Source organism: Thermodesulfobacterium geofontis OPF15, from assembly GCF_000215975.1.
Classification (GTDB): Bacteria; Desulfobacterota; Thermodesulfobacteria; order Thermodesulfobacteriales; family Thermodesulfobacteriaceae; genus Thermodesulfobacterium; species Thermodesulfobacterium geofontis.
The window spans coordinates 1,032,780-1,047,602 of sequence record NC_015682.1 but is presented as its reverse complement, the minus strand read 5'-3'; the positions used below and the strand labels follow the sequence as shown (position 1 = coordinate 1,047,602).

The 14,823-nt window shown below is 32.0% G+C and carries 10 protein-coding genes and 2 pseudogenes; 3 read left to right on the top strand and 9 right to left on the bottom strand.

What is annotated here, in order from left to right; genetic code table 11:
- Positions 1 to 103: 103 nt before the first annotated feature.
- The 8 genes and pseudogenes from TOPB45_RS05430 to TOPB45_RS05400 form a co-directional block, all read right to left on the bottom strand.
- Positions 104 to 1,198, bottom strand: a complete 1,095-nt coding sequence (locus tag TOPB45_RS05430; protein WP_013909843.1) for a hypothetical protein — start codon at positions 1,196 to 1,198, stop codon at positions 104 to 106.
- On the bottom strand, positions 1,191 to 2,456 hold the full coding sequence (locus tag TOPB45_RS05425; protein ID WP_236608009.1) for an ATP-binding protein: 1,266 nt from the start codon (positions 2,454 to 2,456) through the stop codon (positions 1,191 to 1,193). Before TOPB45_RS05425 ends, TOPB45_RS05430 begins: the two co-directional genes overlap by 8 nt.
- Positions 2,457 to 3,034: 578 nt before the next feature.
- Complete coding sequence (locus TOPB45_RS05420; RefSeq protein WP_013909841.1) at positions 3,035 to 3,466, bottom strand: WD40 repeat domain-containing protein; 432 nt, start codon at positions 3,464 to 3,466, stop codon at positions 3,035 to 3,037.
- A gap of 9 nt (positions 3,467 to 3,475) precedes the next feature.
- Positions 3,476 to 3,586, bottom strand: a pseudogene (locus TOPB45_RS09250) (hypothetical protein); the annotation flags it as partial.
- Positions 3,587 to 3,682: 96 nt separating this feature from the next.
- Positions 3,683 to 7,069, bottom strand: a complete 3,387-nt coding sequence (locus TOPB45_RS05410) for an Eco57I restriction-modification methylase domain-containing protein (protein ID WP_013909840.1) — start codon at positions 7,067 to 7,069, stop codon at positions 3,683 to 3,685.
- Between the two features lie 21 nt (positions 7,070 to 7,090).
- Entirely contained in the window at positions 7,091 to 10,465 is a 3,375-nt protein-coding gene (locus TOPB45_RS05405; RefSeq protein ID WP_013909839.1) for a helicase-related protein, read from the bottom strand.
- Positions 10,466 to 10,645: 180 nt separating this feature from the next.
- Positions 10,646 to 10,874 (bottom strand): annotated as a pseudogene (locus TOPB45_RS09285) (transposase); the annotation flags it as partial.
- 179 nt (positions 10,875 to 11,053) lie between these two features.
- Positions 11,054 to 11,311, bottom strand: coding sequence for a transposase (locus TOPB45_RS05400; protein WP_144011490.1), 258 nt, complete (start codon positions 11,309 to 11,311; stop codon positions 11,054 to 11,056).
- Positions 11,312 to 11,561: 250 nt separating this feature from the next.
- On the opposite strand from TOPB45_RS05400, the gene TOPB45_RS05395 reads away from it, so the two are divergent.
- From TOPB45_RS05395 to TOPB45_RS05385, 3 genes are read left to right on the top strand one after another with little or no spacing between them, the layout of a single operon-like run.
- Positions 11,562 to 11,915 (top strand): hypothetical protein, encoded by a 354-nt coding sequence (locus TOPB45_RS05395; RefSeq protein ID WP_013909838.1) that lies wholly within the window; start codon positions 11,562 to 11,564, stop codon positions 11,913 to 11,915.
- A 4-nt stretch (positions 11,916 to 11,919) separates the two neighbouring features.
- The gene (locus TOPB45_RS05390; RefSeq protein WP_013909837.1) at positions 11,920 to 12,804 is read left to right on the top strand and encodes a phosphoribosylaminoimidazolesuccinocarboxamide synthase; all 885 of its coding nucleotides are present in this window, start codon (positions 11,920 to 11,922) and stop codon (positions 12,802 to 12,804) included.
- 2 nt (positions 12,805 to 12,806) lie between these two features.
- Entirely contained in the window at positions 12,807 to 13,739 is a 933-nt protein-coding gene (locus tag TOPB45_RS05385; RefSeq protein WP_013909836.1) for a ParB/RepB/Spo0J family partition protein, read from the top strand.
- On the opposite strand, the gene holA is transcribed toward TOPB45_RS05385, so the two are convergent.
- On the bottom strand, positions 13,736 to 14,821 hold the full coding sequence (gene holA / locus TOPB45_RS05380; protein ID WP_013909835.1) for a DNA polymerase III subunit delta: 1,086 nt from the start codon (positions 14,819 to 14,821) through the stop codon (positions 13,736 to 13,738). The two genes, TOPB45_RS05385 and holA, sit on opposite strands and share 4 nt — an antisense overlap.
- Between the last annotated feature and the right edge of the window lie 2 nt (positions 14,822 to 14,823).

The following is a 14,823-nucleotide window of genomic DNA, read 5'->3' as shown; positions in this document are numbered from 1 at the left end:
CCTCGCTTTCAACGGTTGACGATCTAACCTGCCTCACGGCACCCCAATACTCACAAGTAGCACAATATTTAGAACTGGCTGAGGTTCTGTATACCTTCATCTTTTACCCTCTCTTTTGCTTTGATTTAGTCTTTGCTTGCCTTTGCCTTTTGCTAAGCTCATCCTCTAAAAGTTCCATAAGAAGCTTTTCTACTTCGTTTGGTTCAACCCTTTTCTTTACGAATTCATAAGCTTCAAGAGATGCTTTCTCAGCACCATATCTACCGATAATATCTAAATAAAAAAGATACATTACCCTACAGTAAGGATTTTTAGGACTTAGATTTTTTAAGCAGTAGATCTTAATATCTTCAAGCCACATACTATTATAAATCTTAGCCAACTCTTCGTCGTCAGAGAGTATTCTATCTGCTATCAAAGAAGCTAAGATATTTAAAAACTCTATAAGCTCTCTTTTGGAGAAAGTCTCAAGGCTCAATCCTTTGGTTTTTAAATACTCTTTTGCCATCTCTAAGGTTGGCTTAACATCAGCTTTATTGGCAAACAATTCTTCAATTGCTTGAATGATGGGGTCAAGGGGATACTCTTCCTCTTCACACTCGCATTGCGGAAGCTCTACTTTTGGCTCTTCCTTACATCTACGCTCAAGATATTCTTGAATAAGCACCTCTCCTATTTCTTTTTCTTGAACTACATCCTCCTTTTCAGTAAATTTCTGATCTTCATCAATGTTAATAATATCTTTGACTCTAAGTTCTACCATCTCAGTTTCAGGATCAAGATTTAGCGTTCTCAGTTCATTTAAAATGAGAATGTAGTTAAAATCATAGGGATTGAAATAGTAGTAAAAAACGTGCATTAGATAATATGCTGAGTCAATATTTTTCAATTTAGCGAATATCCTAAGAATTTCTAAAAATTCTCGTTCAAGCTTTTTCCTTTCATCTAAAATAGTTTCAGCGTCAAATCTTTCCAAAATCTCATTTGCACACTTAATAAGCTGACTGATAATCTCCCTATCTATGATTCTCCTTTCCTTTTTATCAAGCTCTCCGGTATATCTGTAAAGATTTATCCCCTTGTTTCTTAAAAACCTATCTAATTCAGTCAAAAATATATAAGGATTCCCTAAAACTTTAGCCTCGTCGGTTAGTTCTTTAATGATCTGCTTAAACTCTTCAAGATTGACTTTACTCATTATCTCCTCCAACAAAACCTAATTTTTCTTCCTTTTTCACCTCCTGCTTAAAGGACGTTTGAAGCTTGTCTATCAAAGCTAATACTGTATTAGGTTCGTATCTTGTTTCTTCATACCGGGGCTTAAGTAAATGCTTAACTAAGGTTACAATGAATGCACCTGTCACCTTGAGATTAGAAAGCTTTTTTCTTACCTTTTCGTCTTTAAACACTTCACTTAAGCGTTCATCTTTTGATTCTCTTAAAACAAGGTTGGGATAAAATTCTGGATCAAGCTCTTCAAACTCCATAATGAGGTCAAACCTGCCTGGTCTTCTCAAAGCAAAATCAACAAGTTTTCTATCGTTAGTAGTAGCAATTAAATAATGATCCTCCTTCTCAACAAAACCATCTAAGGCTTGAAGTGCACTTGAAAGATCTCTCGCTTTTAAAGGGTTTTCTCTTGACCCAACTAAGAGGTCAATATCGTCTATGCATAGTAAAACCGGGCTAAATATTTCTGCGTATTCAAAAACATGATTTAAAGATATGCCACATCCTGCATCAACCTCTATCACTGTTATTCCATTAGACTTTAAACACTCAGCTATGATAGCTTTCACTGTATCTGTTTTTCCTGTACCAGGCTCACCAACAAAAAGATATCTAAGACCTTGATTTTTCCTTTTTACAGCTTCTACAAAATCCTCAAGATCTGATTTGTCTTTTAAATAAATATCATCAAGGGTAAGATTGGGAGGAAGTAAAACTTTAAATTTGACCCTTTCAATGTTGTCAGTGGGACTAGAAAATTTTAGGAATTTTCCGTAATAGCCTGAATTTCTGATAGCAAGCTTTATTAGAAGATTGGTTAACTCAATAGAGTATAATTCTTCTGGGTCTTCACCTACCACAAAAATAACATAAAGAGTCCCGACGAACCTATCTTCAATAGTAGAAAATGAAATGTAATATCTTTTATTTCTATACCTAACAATAGCAAGAAAAGACTGCTCTGAAGAAGTATAATTATCAAGAGGATCAAACCCTACAACCATAGGCAGAGTCAAAAACCCTGGTTTAACATAAGAGAAAGCATCTTCAACAGAAAAAGGCAATTCATCAGCTGGAGGATTAACCTCATAGCCCATGTAAAGCTTGAGTAAATATGATTTAACTGTCTGAAAGATTTCATAAGGAACTGTTCTATGATAAGCACCAACGCCAACCCTTTTGGTCACATCTTCCAACCTTTCTTTGGTCTCTCTTAGTCTTTTCATAAGCATACTACCACCTCCATTATTTATTTTTGATAAAATGATCTCAAAAATTTTAAGAAGAGATGTATCTGCGATGAGAAAAAAAGACTTAGCTTAGGTGAGGAGAAAATCCTTTTTCTTCGAGTCCAGGATTTTCCATTGTTTAATCCAAAATACTTTTGATTTTAGTTAATTTTAAATTATATATAAAATAAGAATTTTGTCAAGTTCAAAAATAAAGAATTTTTCAATAATTTGAAAAAATATTCACTAAATTTTAGGATTATCTTAATAACGAGTATTTTTTCTTTGAATTTTCTTCAAAAATAAAACATTATTAGGGATCATCTTCTTATACTTCCCCAAGATTGATTTAGTAAGGGGTTGCAAGGATCTTATGAAATCTGATAATCTCTTAAGGAAAAGGTAAGATTATGTTTTACTTTTATGACAACGGGACTTAAAAACCAAATTTAGTAGGCTGATTTATCGTTTTTAATAAAGGGTTGAAAGTGAGAAAAGATATGACTGAACTAATTTTTACACAATAAAAAAGGCATTATACAATTGTTCATTCTGCTTTTAAATTTTAATTTCTTTCAATAATCTTTCCTACTCTTGAGTAATTTACAAGAAAAAGTAATTGCCTGATGTATAGTAGCTTTCTCTGAGGGCTCACATACTAAACTAATTGAACCTTCATGTCCTTCCAAAATTCTCATACACTCCCCAGTTTCTACATCCCAAAATCTAATTGTTGCATCATCACTTCCTGATATAACAAGCTTACCATCTGGGCTAAAACACGCTGAACTTACACGGCCTTTATGTCCCTCAAAGGTCCTTATACGTTCCCCTGTTTCTACATCCCAAAGTTTGATAGTTTTATCATCGCTTCCAGATAACACATATTTCCCATCTAGGCTAAAAGAAACGGAATTAACGCTACTTTTATGTCCTCTAAAAGATTTAACTAATCTTTCTCTATGTATATCCCATAACTTTATAGAACCATCTCTTGCTCCAGACACTGCATATTCATCATCAGGACTAAAACAAACCGATAAAACGCTTGAAAAATGTCCGAAAAAGGATTTACTTGCAAAACTTTCAAACTTTTTTGAGAACCGGGAGTAGAGGTTGTCTGTAATTTTATTCTGAACTTTTGCTCTTTCTCCTCTAAAACTTCAACTTCTGCAAGTTTAAATTTAAATACTACGCTACTATCAGACATAACTTCCTCTTTTTTAGTTATTTTCAATTATTGCTATCTCGTCTTCTGTAAGATCATATAGTTTATAAACTAATTGGTCTATTTCTTTTTCAAGCTCTTTGACTTTTTGCTGTTTTTCTTGGTTGGTTTCGTAGTCTGATGATTGGGTAAGCGTGAGGATTTCGTCAACTTTACCTAAAATACTGTCATCCAACTTTATACCAGATCTGACTTCTTTATCATAATCCAATATGTGTTTAATATGGTTATAATTAAAACCGTATAAATATCTACATATTACAAAATCAGCAAGGTCCAACCTATCTTTTATTCTTCTTGTTTCAAATCGCTTCCTTTCTTCATCAAAAACAGAGAATAAGCTATTCATCAAATCTTTTCTTACATAATTAAGTAGTTTTTTATATCGTAATATATTGCTTTCTTCAGGAATCCTAAATTCTTCAAAAATGTCTGTATTCATGTGTCTTCCATCTCCGTAAATTCTGAACCAAAAATAGAATAAAGATGTATTAACAATTGATACTATGAAATTATAATATGCCTCTTTTACATATAACGGTTTTATTTCTGAACTTTCATATGGTTTTTTATCCCAAGCATTATACCAGTAATTTCCACTAGTTCTAATATACATTAATCTACCATTTCTGCTTAATGCATTTCCAATCTTATTTTTAAAAGATATTAATTTATTTAAAATTCCAAGATTAATTGCTTCTCCAATTTTCGGTAATCTATGTGGATATTCAAAACTAGTACCTATAGGTAGTAAATAACGGTTTGCTGGAGAAAGCTCTATATTGTATATATCTGGTGTCTCACGAAACATTCTACTTGTAAAAAAACCAGTTCTATGTTTACTTTCATAATCTATGGCTTTTAAAATTGAAACAGACTGGGTCATGCTCTCGAAAATACTGCATCTATCTCTATCAAAAGAAATAACTTCTATCCTTTTGAATTTCATATTTAACAAGTATCTAGATTTGGAGAAATCTTTATTAAATGTTATTGCAAACGTGATTATATAAAATAAATTTCCTCCCGGCTTTAAAAGCTCAACTCCTCTCTCAATAAAAGGACTGGATATGTCTGAAGTTGTTGAAAATCTATAATATTCTTCAACAAATTTTTTTGTATTTTTATTAACATCTTTACCTAATAGATCTCCATACGGCGGATTTCCAATCGCAATATCAAAGCCATCTCTCACTCCGAACATCCATTCAGAGTCAAACCAATCAGCAGAGGCGTTCTGGTCAAAGGGGTCAAAACTTGCAATCTTTTCAGCTTCATCAACGGACCATCCATGTTTTTTTAAAATATTAGCAATCTGTTTTCTTAATTCTTGATCTTTCTTCTGTAGTTCCTCTTTTTCCCTACGGGTTTTTATCCTAAAATACCTGTGTCTTAACAATTTTAAATCCCTCTCTAATGTAGCAGTATGTTGATAAATCAAATGCAAGGTATTGCTTGGTTTTTCTAATCCAATCAAAGTATTTGCAGCAATAAACTTAGTTTCAAGATTTGGCAAAGGTAAAATTCCACAATTTGGCTTACTTTTATCTACTTTCTGGTCCAATATTAAAGAAATAAAGAATCTTAATTTACTAATCTGAATGGCTATTGGCTGAATATCTACTCCATATATACAGTTTTCAATCAAGTATAGCTTTCTTGCATAATCAGGCTCGTTTATATTAGTATCAAAGTTTTCGTTTAATTCTCGCAAAAGCTCTTCTCTTTTTTCTTTATCCTTTTCTGTTCTAAATATTTCATCTGCCTCTTTGGATGCCTCTTCTAATTGGATTTTATACCAAATCTTATTATCTGGGTCTATCTTCTGAAGAATATGCACAAGTTTATGTAGAGCACCCATCGGAAAAGCACCTGAACCACAGGCAGGGTCAATTATCTTCAAGTTGTTTATAGCTTTAGCAATCTTCCATCTCTGCTCGTCCGTTAAATCTGGCACTACATCACTATAGGACAAAAGAAGTTCTATACTTTCCTCAGGTATATCTGGAAGTACTGTTTTAAAATAGGCTTTCAAGCTTTCATCTACCATATAATCTACTATCTCTCGCGGTGTGTAATAGCTACCCGTTGCCTTTCTTGCCGTAGTTGCTGTTTCAGGATTGTATGAGGCAAGTAAGTTTTCAAACACCTTTCCAAGTAGCTCTGGGTCAAGAGCTATCTCTTGATCAATGGGTGTAGCCTCATCGGTCGTAAAGTTGTAGCTTTTTAAGATCTCAATCAGACCTCTAAATTTTTTTCTACCAAGTCCATATTTAGACAAGTCTACTGTTTGTTCTTCTTCCTGAAAGAACAAATAATCAGGTATTTTAGCTTGCTTTTTCGGATTTCTTGAAAAACCATCTATATAAACTGAATCTCTATCTAAACAGTCAAAAAGTCCGCCGTTTATAAAAGGAATTTCAAAAAATATCTTCATTACTTCATCAGGAGGTATAAGAAACTTATCTTCATAGCGGTATAAACTTTTTATTCCAAAATTAGATTTGTTAGCAGGATAACCTTTATCATAAGCCCAACCTCTTTCGTTTATTGGACGGTTTAGCGTAGCAAAGAAAAGGTTTTGAAGAATGGCATTGTAGTAATTATGCCCTTTGCCAAAGTCTTTCACAATGCCCTTTAGTTGTTCTTTATCAAAAAGAACCTCAGGTATAAGTTCTTTTTCTTTTAAAAACCAAATAAAGATTAATCTTGTGATGAGCCTAATAAGGTTTAAGGCAGTGCGTATTTCCTTATCTTTTTCTGGGTCATCTGAATATTTATAATCCTCAGGGAACCAAACTTTATCCATAGCATAGTAATACCAAGCTTGCAATTCATCATAAAATTGTTTTGTTACAGGTTCTACACTAAAGGCGGTTTTTATGCTCTGAAAAGTATCAAAATCGCACTTTCCTATTTGAAGAATAAAAGTCTTATTAGAAAGCTTAGGACTAACATAGAAAGTATACCTTTTATAATAGCTATAGTCCGCTTTTGTGCCAAATGTTTCCTTATACACTAAGGAAAAGCGAAAATTCCCTGAACCATCATGAAAAATAAAAAGACCAGCATTTACCAATTGAGTATTAAGAAGCTTCTTTGCTATATTAAATTGCCTTTTCTTGCTCGAACGCTCTGTAAGCTCAGTTGTGAGCTCTAAAGTATAAACATGAAAAGGCTGACCATCTATCTCCTTTGTTGCAAATAATTGAAGATTTTTAATCCCGTATTCATCAATAGGCTTGCCTTCTAAATTGTAAAACTTTTCTAATTTAATAGTAAAATTTTTTCTAAATAGAAAATCGTTTAAAGCTTCATAAGAAAGATTTTTAGCAAGTTCTTCAGCAAGTTTTATATCTCTGTCAAAGCTGTGTATAGGCATAGTATATCCCCCAACTACCAATTACAATATTGCTTGATTTTCTATAGCTATGATTATTTCTCTGTCTAAACTTTTCAAACGTTCTTTTATCTTTTCTAAGAAATCTTCTCCTATTTCTTCTTTTAGTTTCTTAAGGGCATCTGCTATTTTATCTATCTCACCTTTTTTTAGAAATGTCTCAAGCGATACTATTTCTGCCCACACATAGTCTGACAATGTTCCATATTTTCTGATATCTTCTATCAAACTATGAATAAACGGAATTAAAGGTTTAATTTGTTCAGCTTCTAACTTTAGTAAAGTATTTAACAAATTAAAAGCCTTATTTGAAAGTTCATTAGGCTTTAATTGCCTTGATTTTTGATAAGCTATCCTTTCGTTTAAAATTTGGTCATAGTGGTCCCAGAAATCGCTTGATAGAGATAATGCCGGTTCATCCTTTTCGCACCGAACTTTCTCTATTACCTTTTCAAAGGAGACTGCCTCTGGAATAGCCTTCCTATAATCCTTATAACTTACAAAAAGGTCTTTTCCTTTTTTTACGAAAACTAAAAGCTCGTAAGACTCTCCTCTTTTAGCTACCTTGATACGCTTTGGTAAGTTAGATATTTCTTTCTCTATTTCTGGGTATTTCTTAGTTATGTTTTCGTATTCACTTTTAATCTTAGAATAAAAACTCTCTTCCTCATCTTCTTTGTATGTAGTCAGCCTACGGTAGAGCTCTGCTGGTTGTGGCTCCTCATCAGGAGCAAAGATCTTTGCGTCTTCTCCAAGTATATTATGGATCATGAACATTTTAGTTTGAGCTATCTCTCGGGATTTCACAATGTCTGCCCCCTTTTCCGTCGGGAAAAAGTTAACGATGTAAATCTCATCATAGACTTTTTTCCCTATGCGGTTTATACGCCCAACCCTCTGAATTACTCTAACAGGATTCCATGGTATATCATAATTTATCACGACTCCAGCCCGGTTTAAATTTATTCCTTCCGAAAGTTTATCAGTTGTAAGCAAAATTTTATATCTATCATCCTGCTCCTTATATTGTGCATCAAAGTTTTTGTAAAGGTCTTCTAAAGTGCTTTTACTAAGATTCCCAATAGCTACGAGTAAACTATCCTCAAACTCCCTCCTTAAATATTCTGCCAGATGTTTAGCCGTATCAATATATTCTGTAAAAATGACCACCTTTCTACCTTGAGCTAAATATTCCTTTAATCCAGATGTTAAACGCTCAACCTTTGGATCGTATTCTCTTAATCCAACTTCTTCCAATCTTTTCATTAAATGTTCAAAAAGCCTAATGTCGTTTTTAATATGAGTTATGAATTCGTTTTTTTGTTTAAAGTTATTTACTTCATAGATTTTATAATATTTTCTGTTAATCTTCTCTTCTTCTAAACTTTTTTCATACTCGGCAAGTTCTGCCTCAATGGTTTCATCGTCTGCCTCGGCTATCTTTTCCAAAAGCTTTCTATCCAAAATAAACTTCCCAGTCCTTTCAATAAACTTTAAAGCCTTTTCATGTGTTCTTTTAAACCTTTGCAAACTTTCATAAAAAGCACCAAAGCTACTTTCAAACCTTTTTACAAGAAGCCGTCTCATGAAATCATAGAGATTTCTTTGGCTAAAATAAAGAAAACTTTCTTCAGGGGTGATATATTTGGGTCCTTCTAAATAAAAACTGATTTCCTCTATATAGTCTTCTATTCCCTTCTCATACTTTATTGGGAAATAGATAGCACCAGAAAAGGTTCTTGAGCTTCCGTCAAAGGGAGCAAAAGTTTGGATAACTTCATCATAAAATTCTAACTGCTCTGGTGTTAATTCGTAGAACCACTCTATCGGGTCTTTTACTTCTGGAAGGTCTATTTTCTCTTTAAAATGTCTAAGATCAAGACGATTTCTTCTTATAACTACTGGCTCAAGAATCGACCTTATCTCATTCGCAATCTCCTTAGCCTTTTCATTTACCTTCCCTAAGTCTACCTTTTTACTTCTAAATATCTCCTTATAATACTTCTCTACTTGCTTTCTTTTCTTAATATCATAAGAATTATGGTAATTCTTAATGTAAGAAAGTTTTTTAAAAATATGCTCATACTCCCAAAATCTACTTTCGAGGTCTTCATCGAGCACAATTGATGATTTTTTAGGTATAGTAAAAAGCTTTAAGAGGGCAAACAAATCAGCCGGACGGTTATTGAAGGGTGTTGCTGTAAGTAAGATTACCTTTCTACCTCTACAAATTTCGCTTAGATAATAGTAGCTTTGCGTTCTTTCATTCCTAAACCTGTGAGCTTCATCAACGATCACGATCTCAATATTTTCTCTCTTTTTAACAAAATTTAATGCTTCCTCAAGTTTACCTACTGAAAAGACTTCCCAATCGTAAAGCTTAAAATCTTCAAGATACTTCTTCCATCCTGATAACTTGGCATCATCCCCTATTAAATGTGGTGGACAGATTACTATCCCTCTTTTTCCAAGCACTTTAGCGGTTAGACAAGCTATAACAGTTTTTCCTAAACCAACAACATCGGCAAGAATAGTTCCATTATGGGCTTCGCAGTTTGATTTAGCTTGAGAAACAGCGGTCAGTTGATAAGAATAGGGCTTATAACCAGCTTTTTCCATTAGTTCCTTAGGATCCTCTTTTAAATCCTTTCCTTGATGTATCTCTAAATAAGTTTTTAAGAGATAAACATAAGCCGTAAAAGGATTGACTTTTCTTAATAAAGTTTCATTTCTAAGGATGTTTACCAATTTTGAAATATCATTCTTAGATAATTCTACAGCCTTATTCCAGTGCCCGTCAAAATACTCCTCAGCCTCTTTAAAACCAAAATCTTTAATTTCTACATTGAACTCATTTTGAGATGTTAAACCAGCCTTTGTAAGGTTGCTACTTCCTATAATGAAAAGATTAGGTAAAATTTCATTATCTTTGAGCTTAAAAAGATACAACTTAGCATGATTTGGCTCTATTGTTTTTCTAAGAATCAGCTTCTCTTCTTCAAGTAGTTTGATGAAAAAATCTACCTGTTCATAGAAATCCTTATTATCCATCTCATCTGAATTAAAAGCCCTTTTTACGGATTCAAAAAAAGTCTTTTTTATTGCATCTATGCTGTATTCTTTAAAGTATGCTCTCTTTCTTGCTATTTCATAAATTCCATAATTATCTACATCTACATACAGACCAACGAGTACCTTTATATGCCCTGTTTGTAATTCATTTTTTTTATACATTTCTTTTAATGTTTCATATAATTCTCTCATACCTGAAAAGTAGAAAAACCCAACAAGAAACTTCAATTCCTCGCTATTTTTTATCAAAACTTTCAGTCTTTCTTTGAAATTTTTTACTCCTTCATTTGTGATAAAAACTCCCATTTCCCCTCCATTTTATCAATCTTTTAAATTTTTTCTCATGAACACCCTCTTTTTCTCTATAGAAATTTTCATTTCGAACCAATTTTTAATCAATATTAATAAAAACACCAATAAATATGCTTTAGATATTCTCTTTTAGCCAATTCTATATCTTAAGCTCCAGGTCATAAAAAATCCTTCTTAGCGCCCTTTTAAACAATAAAAAAACCTGTCGAGAAGAGCATAATGCTTCACCAATTTAATCTCATTAAATTTTCTTAATTTTCTTGAGTTTAACCTGTTATCTAGTTCTATCAAGATTAAATATAAATAATCTTTCCGCTGATACTTCATCTGAAAATACTTTTATTACCTTTATCCTCCTTTTTATCTCCTTTGCTAATCTTTCAAGCTGATTAGTTGTATAAATAAACTGCCCTAAGAAATATTTTACCCTATCTTTCCTTTAATCTTAATATCCCCTCTTTAGCAGATTCTTCGGTATCCGCTCTATATATCCTTCTTAACTCTTCCACTATAAACCTCTCATTCCATTTCCTTTTTTCCATTAGATCTTACCCATTTCAAGCTAAATAAACGGCTTTTTTGCTACTTTACTTCTCCAAATAAATACATACTAAACGCACTTACTTCATCCTCGGTCACCTTTATTAACCGAAAAATCTTTGAGGTGAATACATAAAGGGTAATAATAGCAGATGTAAGATCTAAATCATCCTTCCTTCTTTCAGGAAGTATAGCTGGACGAAAACCACCATTCTTGAATCGAGGCACTTTTAAATCTTGAACCTTCCCGTACTTTGTAAGTAAATCCTTAGCGTAAAATCTATAGTTTGTGTGGTTCAGGCTTTAGTTTTTTTTCTTTTATGGTAGCTTCCCCTCCCTTCTGGTAGTTTTGGTTATTAACCATTGGGGAAGCTGCCATGTCCATTTTTACTTTTCAAGTCTTTACACAATTAATTAAACACTACCATAGTGCTTATTAATTGTGTAAAAAACTTAAAAATTTGGTATCTCAACTTCCTGAGTTGCTTTATATAAGTTTTGTGATAATTTATAAAGACTTTCGAAAACTCTTCTTGAAGGAGGGCTCTTTATGGAAGAAAAGAATACAGAAGAAATGAGAGAACTTCCAAAATTGGAGAAAAAACTTGAAAAGATGACCATTAAAGAGCTGAGAGAAATTGCTCTTCAAATTCCTGAAATTAGCGGTGTTCACGGAATGAATAAAGAGGAACTTATATCAGTTTTAAAGAAAGTTTATGGAATTAAAGAGGAACCTAAAAAGGTTGGAGAATCAATGAGAGAACTTAAGGCTAAGGTGAAAAAATTTAAAGCCCTTGCTGAAGAAGCTAAAAAAAATAAAGATTGGGTAAAATATGAAAGATATAGAAGATTGGCAAGTAGATTTAAAAAACGCACCAGAAAATTAGCTAAAGCTGTCTCCTAAATTTATGGAAAATGCTCTTTTCCAAACAGATATCAAAGAGATTCCCCTTTTAAAAAGGGGTAAAGTAAGAGATATCTATGATCTTGGAGATAGACTTCTTATCGTTGTTACAGATAGAATTTCTGCTTTTGATGTGGTTTTACCTACTCCTATCCCTGATAAAGGGAAAATACTTACTCTTATGACCCTTTTTTGGCTTGATTTTCTTAAAGATATTGTAGAAAACCATTTAATCACAGCTCATATAGAAGAATATCCTAAAATCCTTAAGCCCTATAAAGAAATTCTTTATCAAAGAAGTATGATTGTTAAGAAAGCTAAAGTTATTCCTGTTGAATGTATCGTGAGAGGTTATATAACAGGCTCTGCGATGAAGGAATACCAAAAAACTGGTAAAGTTTGTGGAATAAAACTTCCTGAAGGTTTAAAAGAAGCTGATAAACTTCCAGAACCCATTTTTACCCCCTCAACTAAAGCTGAAGAAGGACACGACATTAATATCACCTTAGATGAACTTATAAATATTGTAAGAAAAGAAGTTGCAGAAACTTTAAGAGACCTTTCTTTAAAACTTTATATAAAGGCTTCAAATTATGCTGAATCAAAAGGTATAATTATTGCAGATACAAAGTTTGAATTTGGATTTTATGAGGGAAAAATAATTTTAATTGATGAGGTCTTAACTCCTGATTCCTCACGTTTTTGGCCAAAGGATGAATATGAACCTGGAAAACCTCAAAAAAGCTTTGACAAACAATTTATAAGGGATTGGCTTAGCTCTCTCTCCTGGGAAGAAAATGCTCCTCCAACTATTCCACCTGATATTGTAGAAAAAACAAGAGCTAAATATTTTGAAGCTTTATATAGGCTTACTGGAAAAACTTTGTAAAAGTGCCCTTAAAATATACTACTCTTTCCATAGAAAATGTAGATCTTCAAGATAGGACCTACCTTTTTTCTTATCCAAAAAGAGGAGAACTTTTAAAAAATAGCATAAAATCTGTAGGGCTTCTCCAACCACCTATCCTTTTTTTAGAAAAAAATTATCCAAAATTAAAAATTATTTGTGGAGAAGGAAGAATAATTGCTTGCAAGGATCTGGGGATTTATGAAATACCTGCTTTTATCGGAGAAAATTATTCATCAAAAGAACTTTTTCTCCTATCTCTTGAAAGTAATCTTTTTAGAACCTTAAATATTGTTGAAAAAGCAGAAGTTGTAGGAAAGGCTTTAAATTTCTTTTCTATAGAAGAGGTGATAAATCTTCTTTCTAAACTAAACTTAAATCCTTCCTATTACTGGATAGAATATTTAAGCGCAATTTATAGCCTTGATGAGCCTTTTAAAACACTTATTGTAGAAGAAAAATTAAATCCAAAGGTTGCAGTAGGACTTGTTGATTTATCCTCAAAGGAAAGAGAAGATTTCTTAGAGATTCTTAAGAAATTAAACTTAACCTTTAGCGAACAAAAAGAAGTTTTAGAAAAACTTTTAGATTATAAAAAGCGAAAAGACCTTCCCTCTCTTTTACCAGAAAAATTAAAAGAAATTCTTAAAGAAGAGGATTTTAACAAAAGAAAGACAGAATTTTTTAAAATTTTAAAAGAACTTTATTATTCCTTTTATTTTCATAAATGGATCAAAATCTCTCCATTAGTTGAAAAATTTCGCAAAAAAAATATTTATCTTAATTTTCCACCCTATTTTGAAAAAAAAGAAATGGAAATTCAATTCAAAAATGTTTCTTTTGAAGATTTTCAAGAAAAATTAGAGTTTATAGAAAAAAATAAAGAAGAGATCAAAAAAATTTGGGAGAAGCTTTAATTTTTCTCTTTTTCCATTTTATACCATATATTTAGAAATAGCTCATTAAAAACTTTACCTGGATTTTTGAAATCTCTTTTTATAGCAAGGTCAGCTTTAAAAAATTCCTCAAATATAAAATTAAAATCTTTTATTTTTTCTGAGTGAATTTTTATATTAAATAAGGCATAGGGATGAGATTCTGCAATTATTTTGGGTATCTCTTCTAAGGGACTATCCTTTAGCTCTTGAAATTTTTTATTAAAATTGGGATATCTCTTTTCTGAGGCAAGTTCTGGATATTTTTCCAAAAATTCTTTTAATATCTGCATCTTTTTGAAAAATTTATAAAGGTGTCCTAAAATTTTGGGAGGTTCTATCTTTCTATCTAAAAGATTTAGAACTATTTTGTATGCCCTTTCAGGTCCATAATGGAAAAACTTATCTGCTAAATAAAATAAAGCATCCTCTTCAGAGGGAGAAACAATTTCCCAAACATCTTCTTCAGTTATTATTGATCTATCTTCAGTATAAAAAATCAATTTTTCAAGTTCATTTTTAAAGTAATGATAATCTTTGCCCACTAAGGAAATAAACAGGCTTGCTGTGCTTTTGTCCATGCTTTTCCCATATTTCTTTAGAGTCATTATAAGTTCTGATTCTAAAAGATCCTCCTCTCTTTTGGTAGAAAAGGGTATAATGGCTCCATTTTCAAAGGCATATTGATATAAAGGACGATTTTCATTAAAATTTTCACTAATTAAAAACCAGCTAAATAACTCCTTTCTTTCATTAAGATTTTTAATTATTTCTTTTTCTTTTTCAGAGGTAATATTTTCTGCTCCTAAGATAAGATAAACCTTTCTTATTCCAAATAAACTTTCTTGATATCCTCTTGTTTCAAGAAAGATTTGTCTTTCTTCTTTATCTTTAAGATTGTAAACTTCTAAAAGTAAGTTTTTTTCTCTTAAAACCTCATAGATTTCTTTAGCTTTTTCCTTACAAATATTTTCGGGTCCTATTAAAAGATAAACAGGAGCTATGCGATTTTTTTTAGCAAGATCAATTAATTTAATTACCTGAATAGGAGTAAAAATAGGCATAA

Coding starts and splice junctions, on each gene's coding strand:
- TOPB45_RS05430 (WP_013909843.1), bottom strand. CDS start 1,198: ATGAGTAAAGTCAATCTTGAAGAGTTTAAGCAGATCATTAAAGAACTA.
- TOPB45_RS05405 (WP_013909839.1), bottom strand. CDS start 10,465: ATGGGAGTTTTTATCACAAATGAAGGAGTAAAAAATTTCAAAGAAAGA.
- holA (WP_013909835.1), bottom strand. CDS start 14,821: ATGCCTATTTTTACTCCTATTCAGGTAATTAAATTAATTGATCTTGCT.
- TOPB45_RS05425 (WP_236608009.1), bottom strand. CDS start 2,456: ATGAAAAGACTAAGAGAGACCAAAGAAAGGTTGGAAGATGTGACCAAA.
- TOPB45_RS05410 (WP_013909840.1), bottom strand. CDS start 7,069: ATGCCTATACACAGCTTTGACAGAGATATAAAACTTGCTGAAGAACTT.
- TOPB45_RS05390 (WP_013909837.1), top strand. CDS start 11,920: ATGGAAAATGCTCTTTTCCAAACAGATATCAAAGAGATTCCCCTTTTA.
- TOPB45_RS05395 (WP_013909838.1), top strand. CDS start 11,562: ATGGAAGAAAAGAATACAGAAGAAATGAGAGAACTTCCAAAATTGGAG.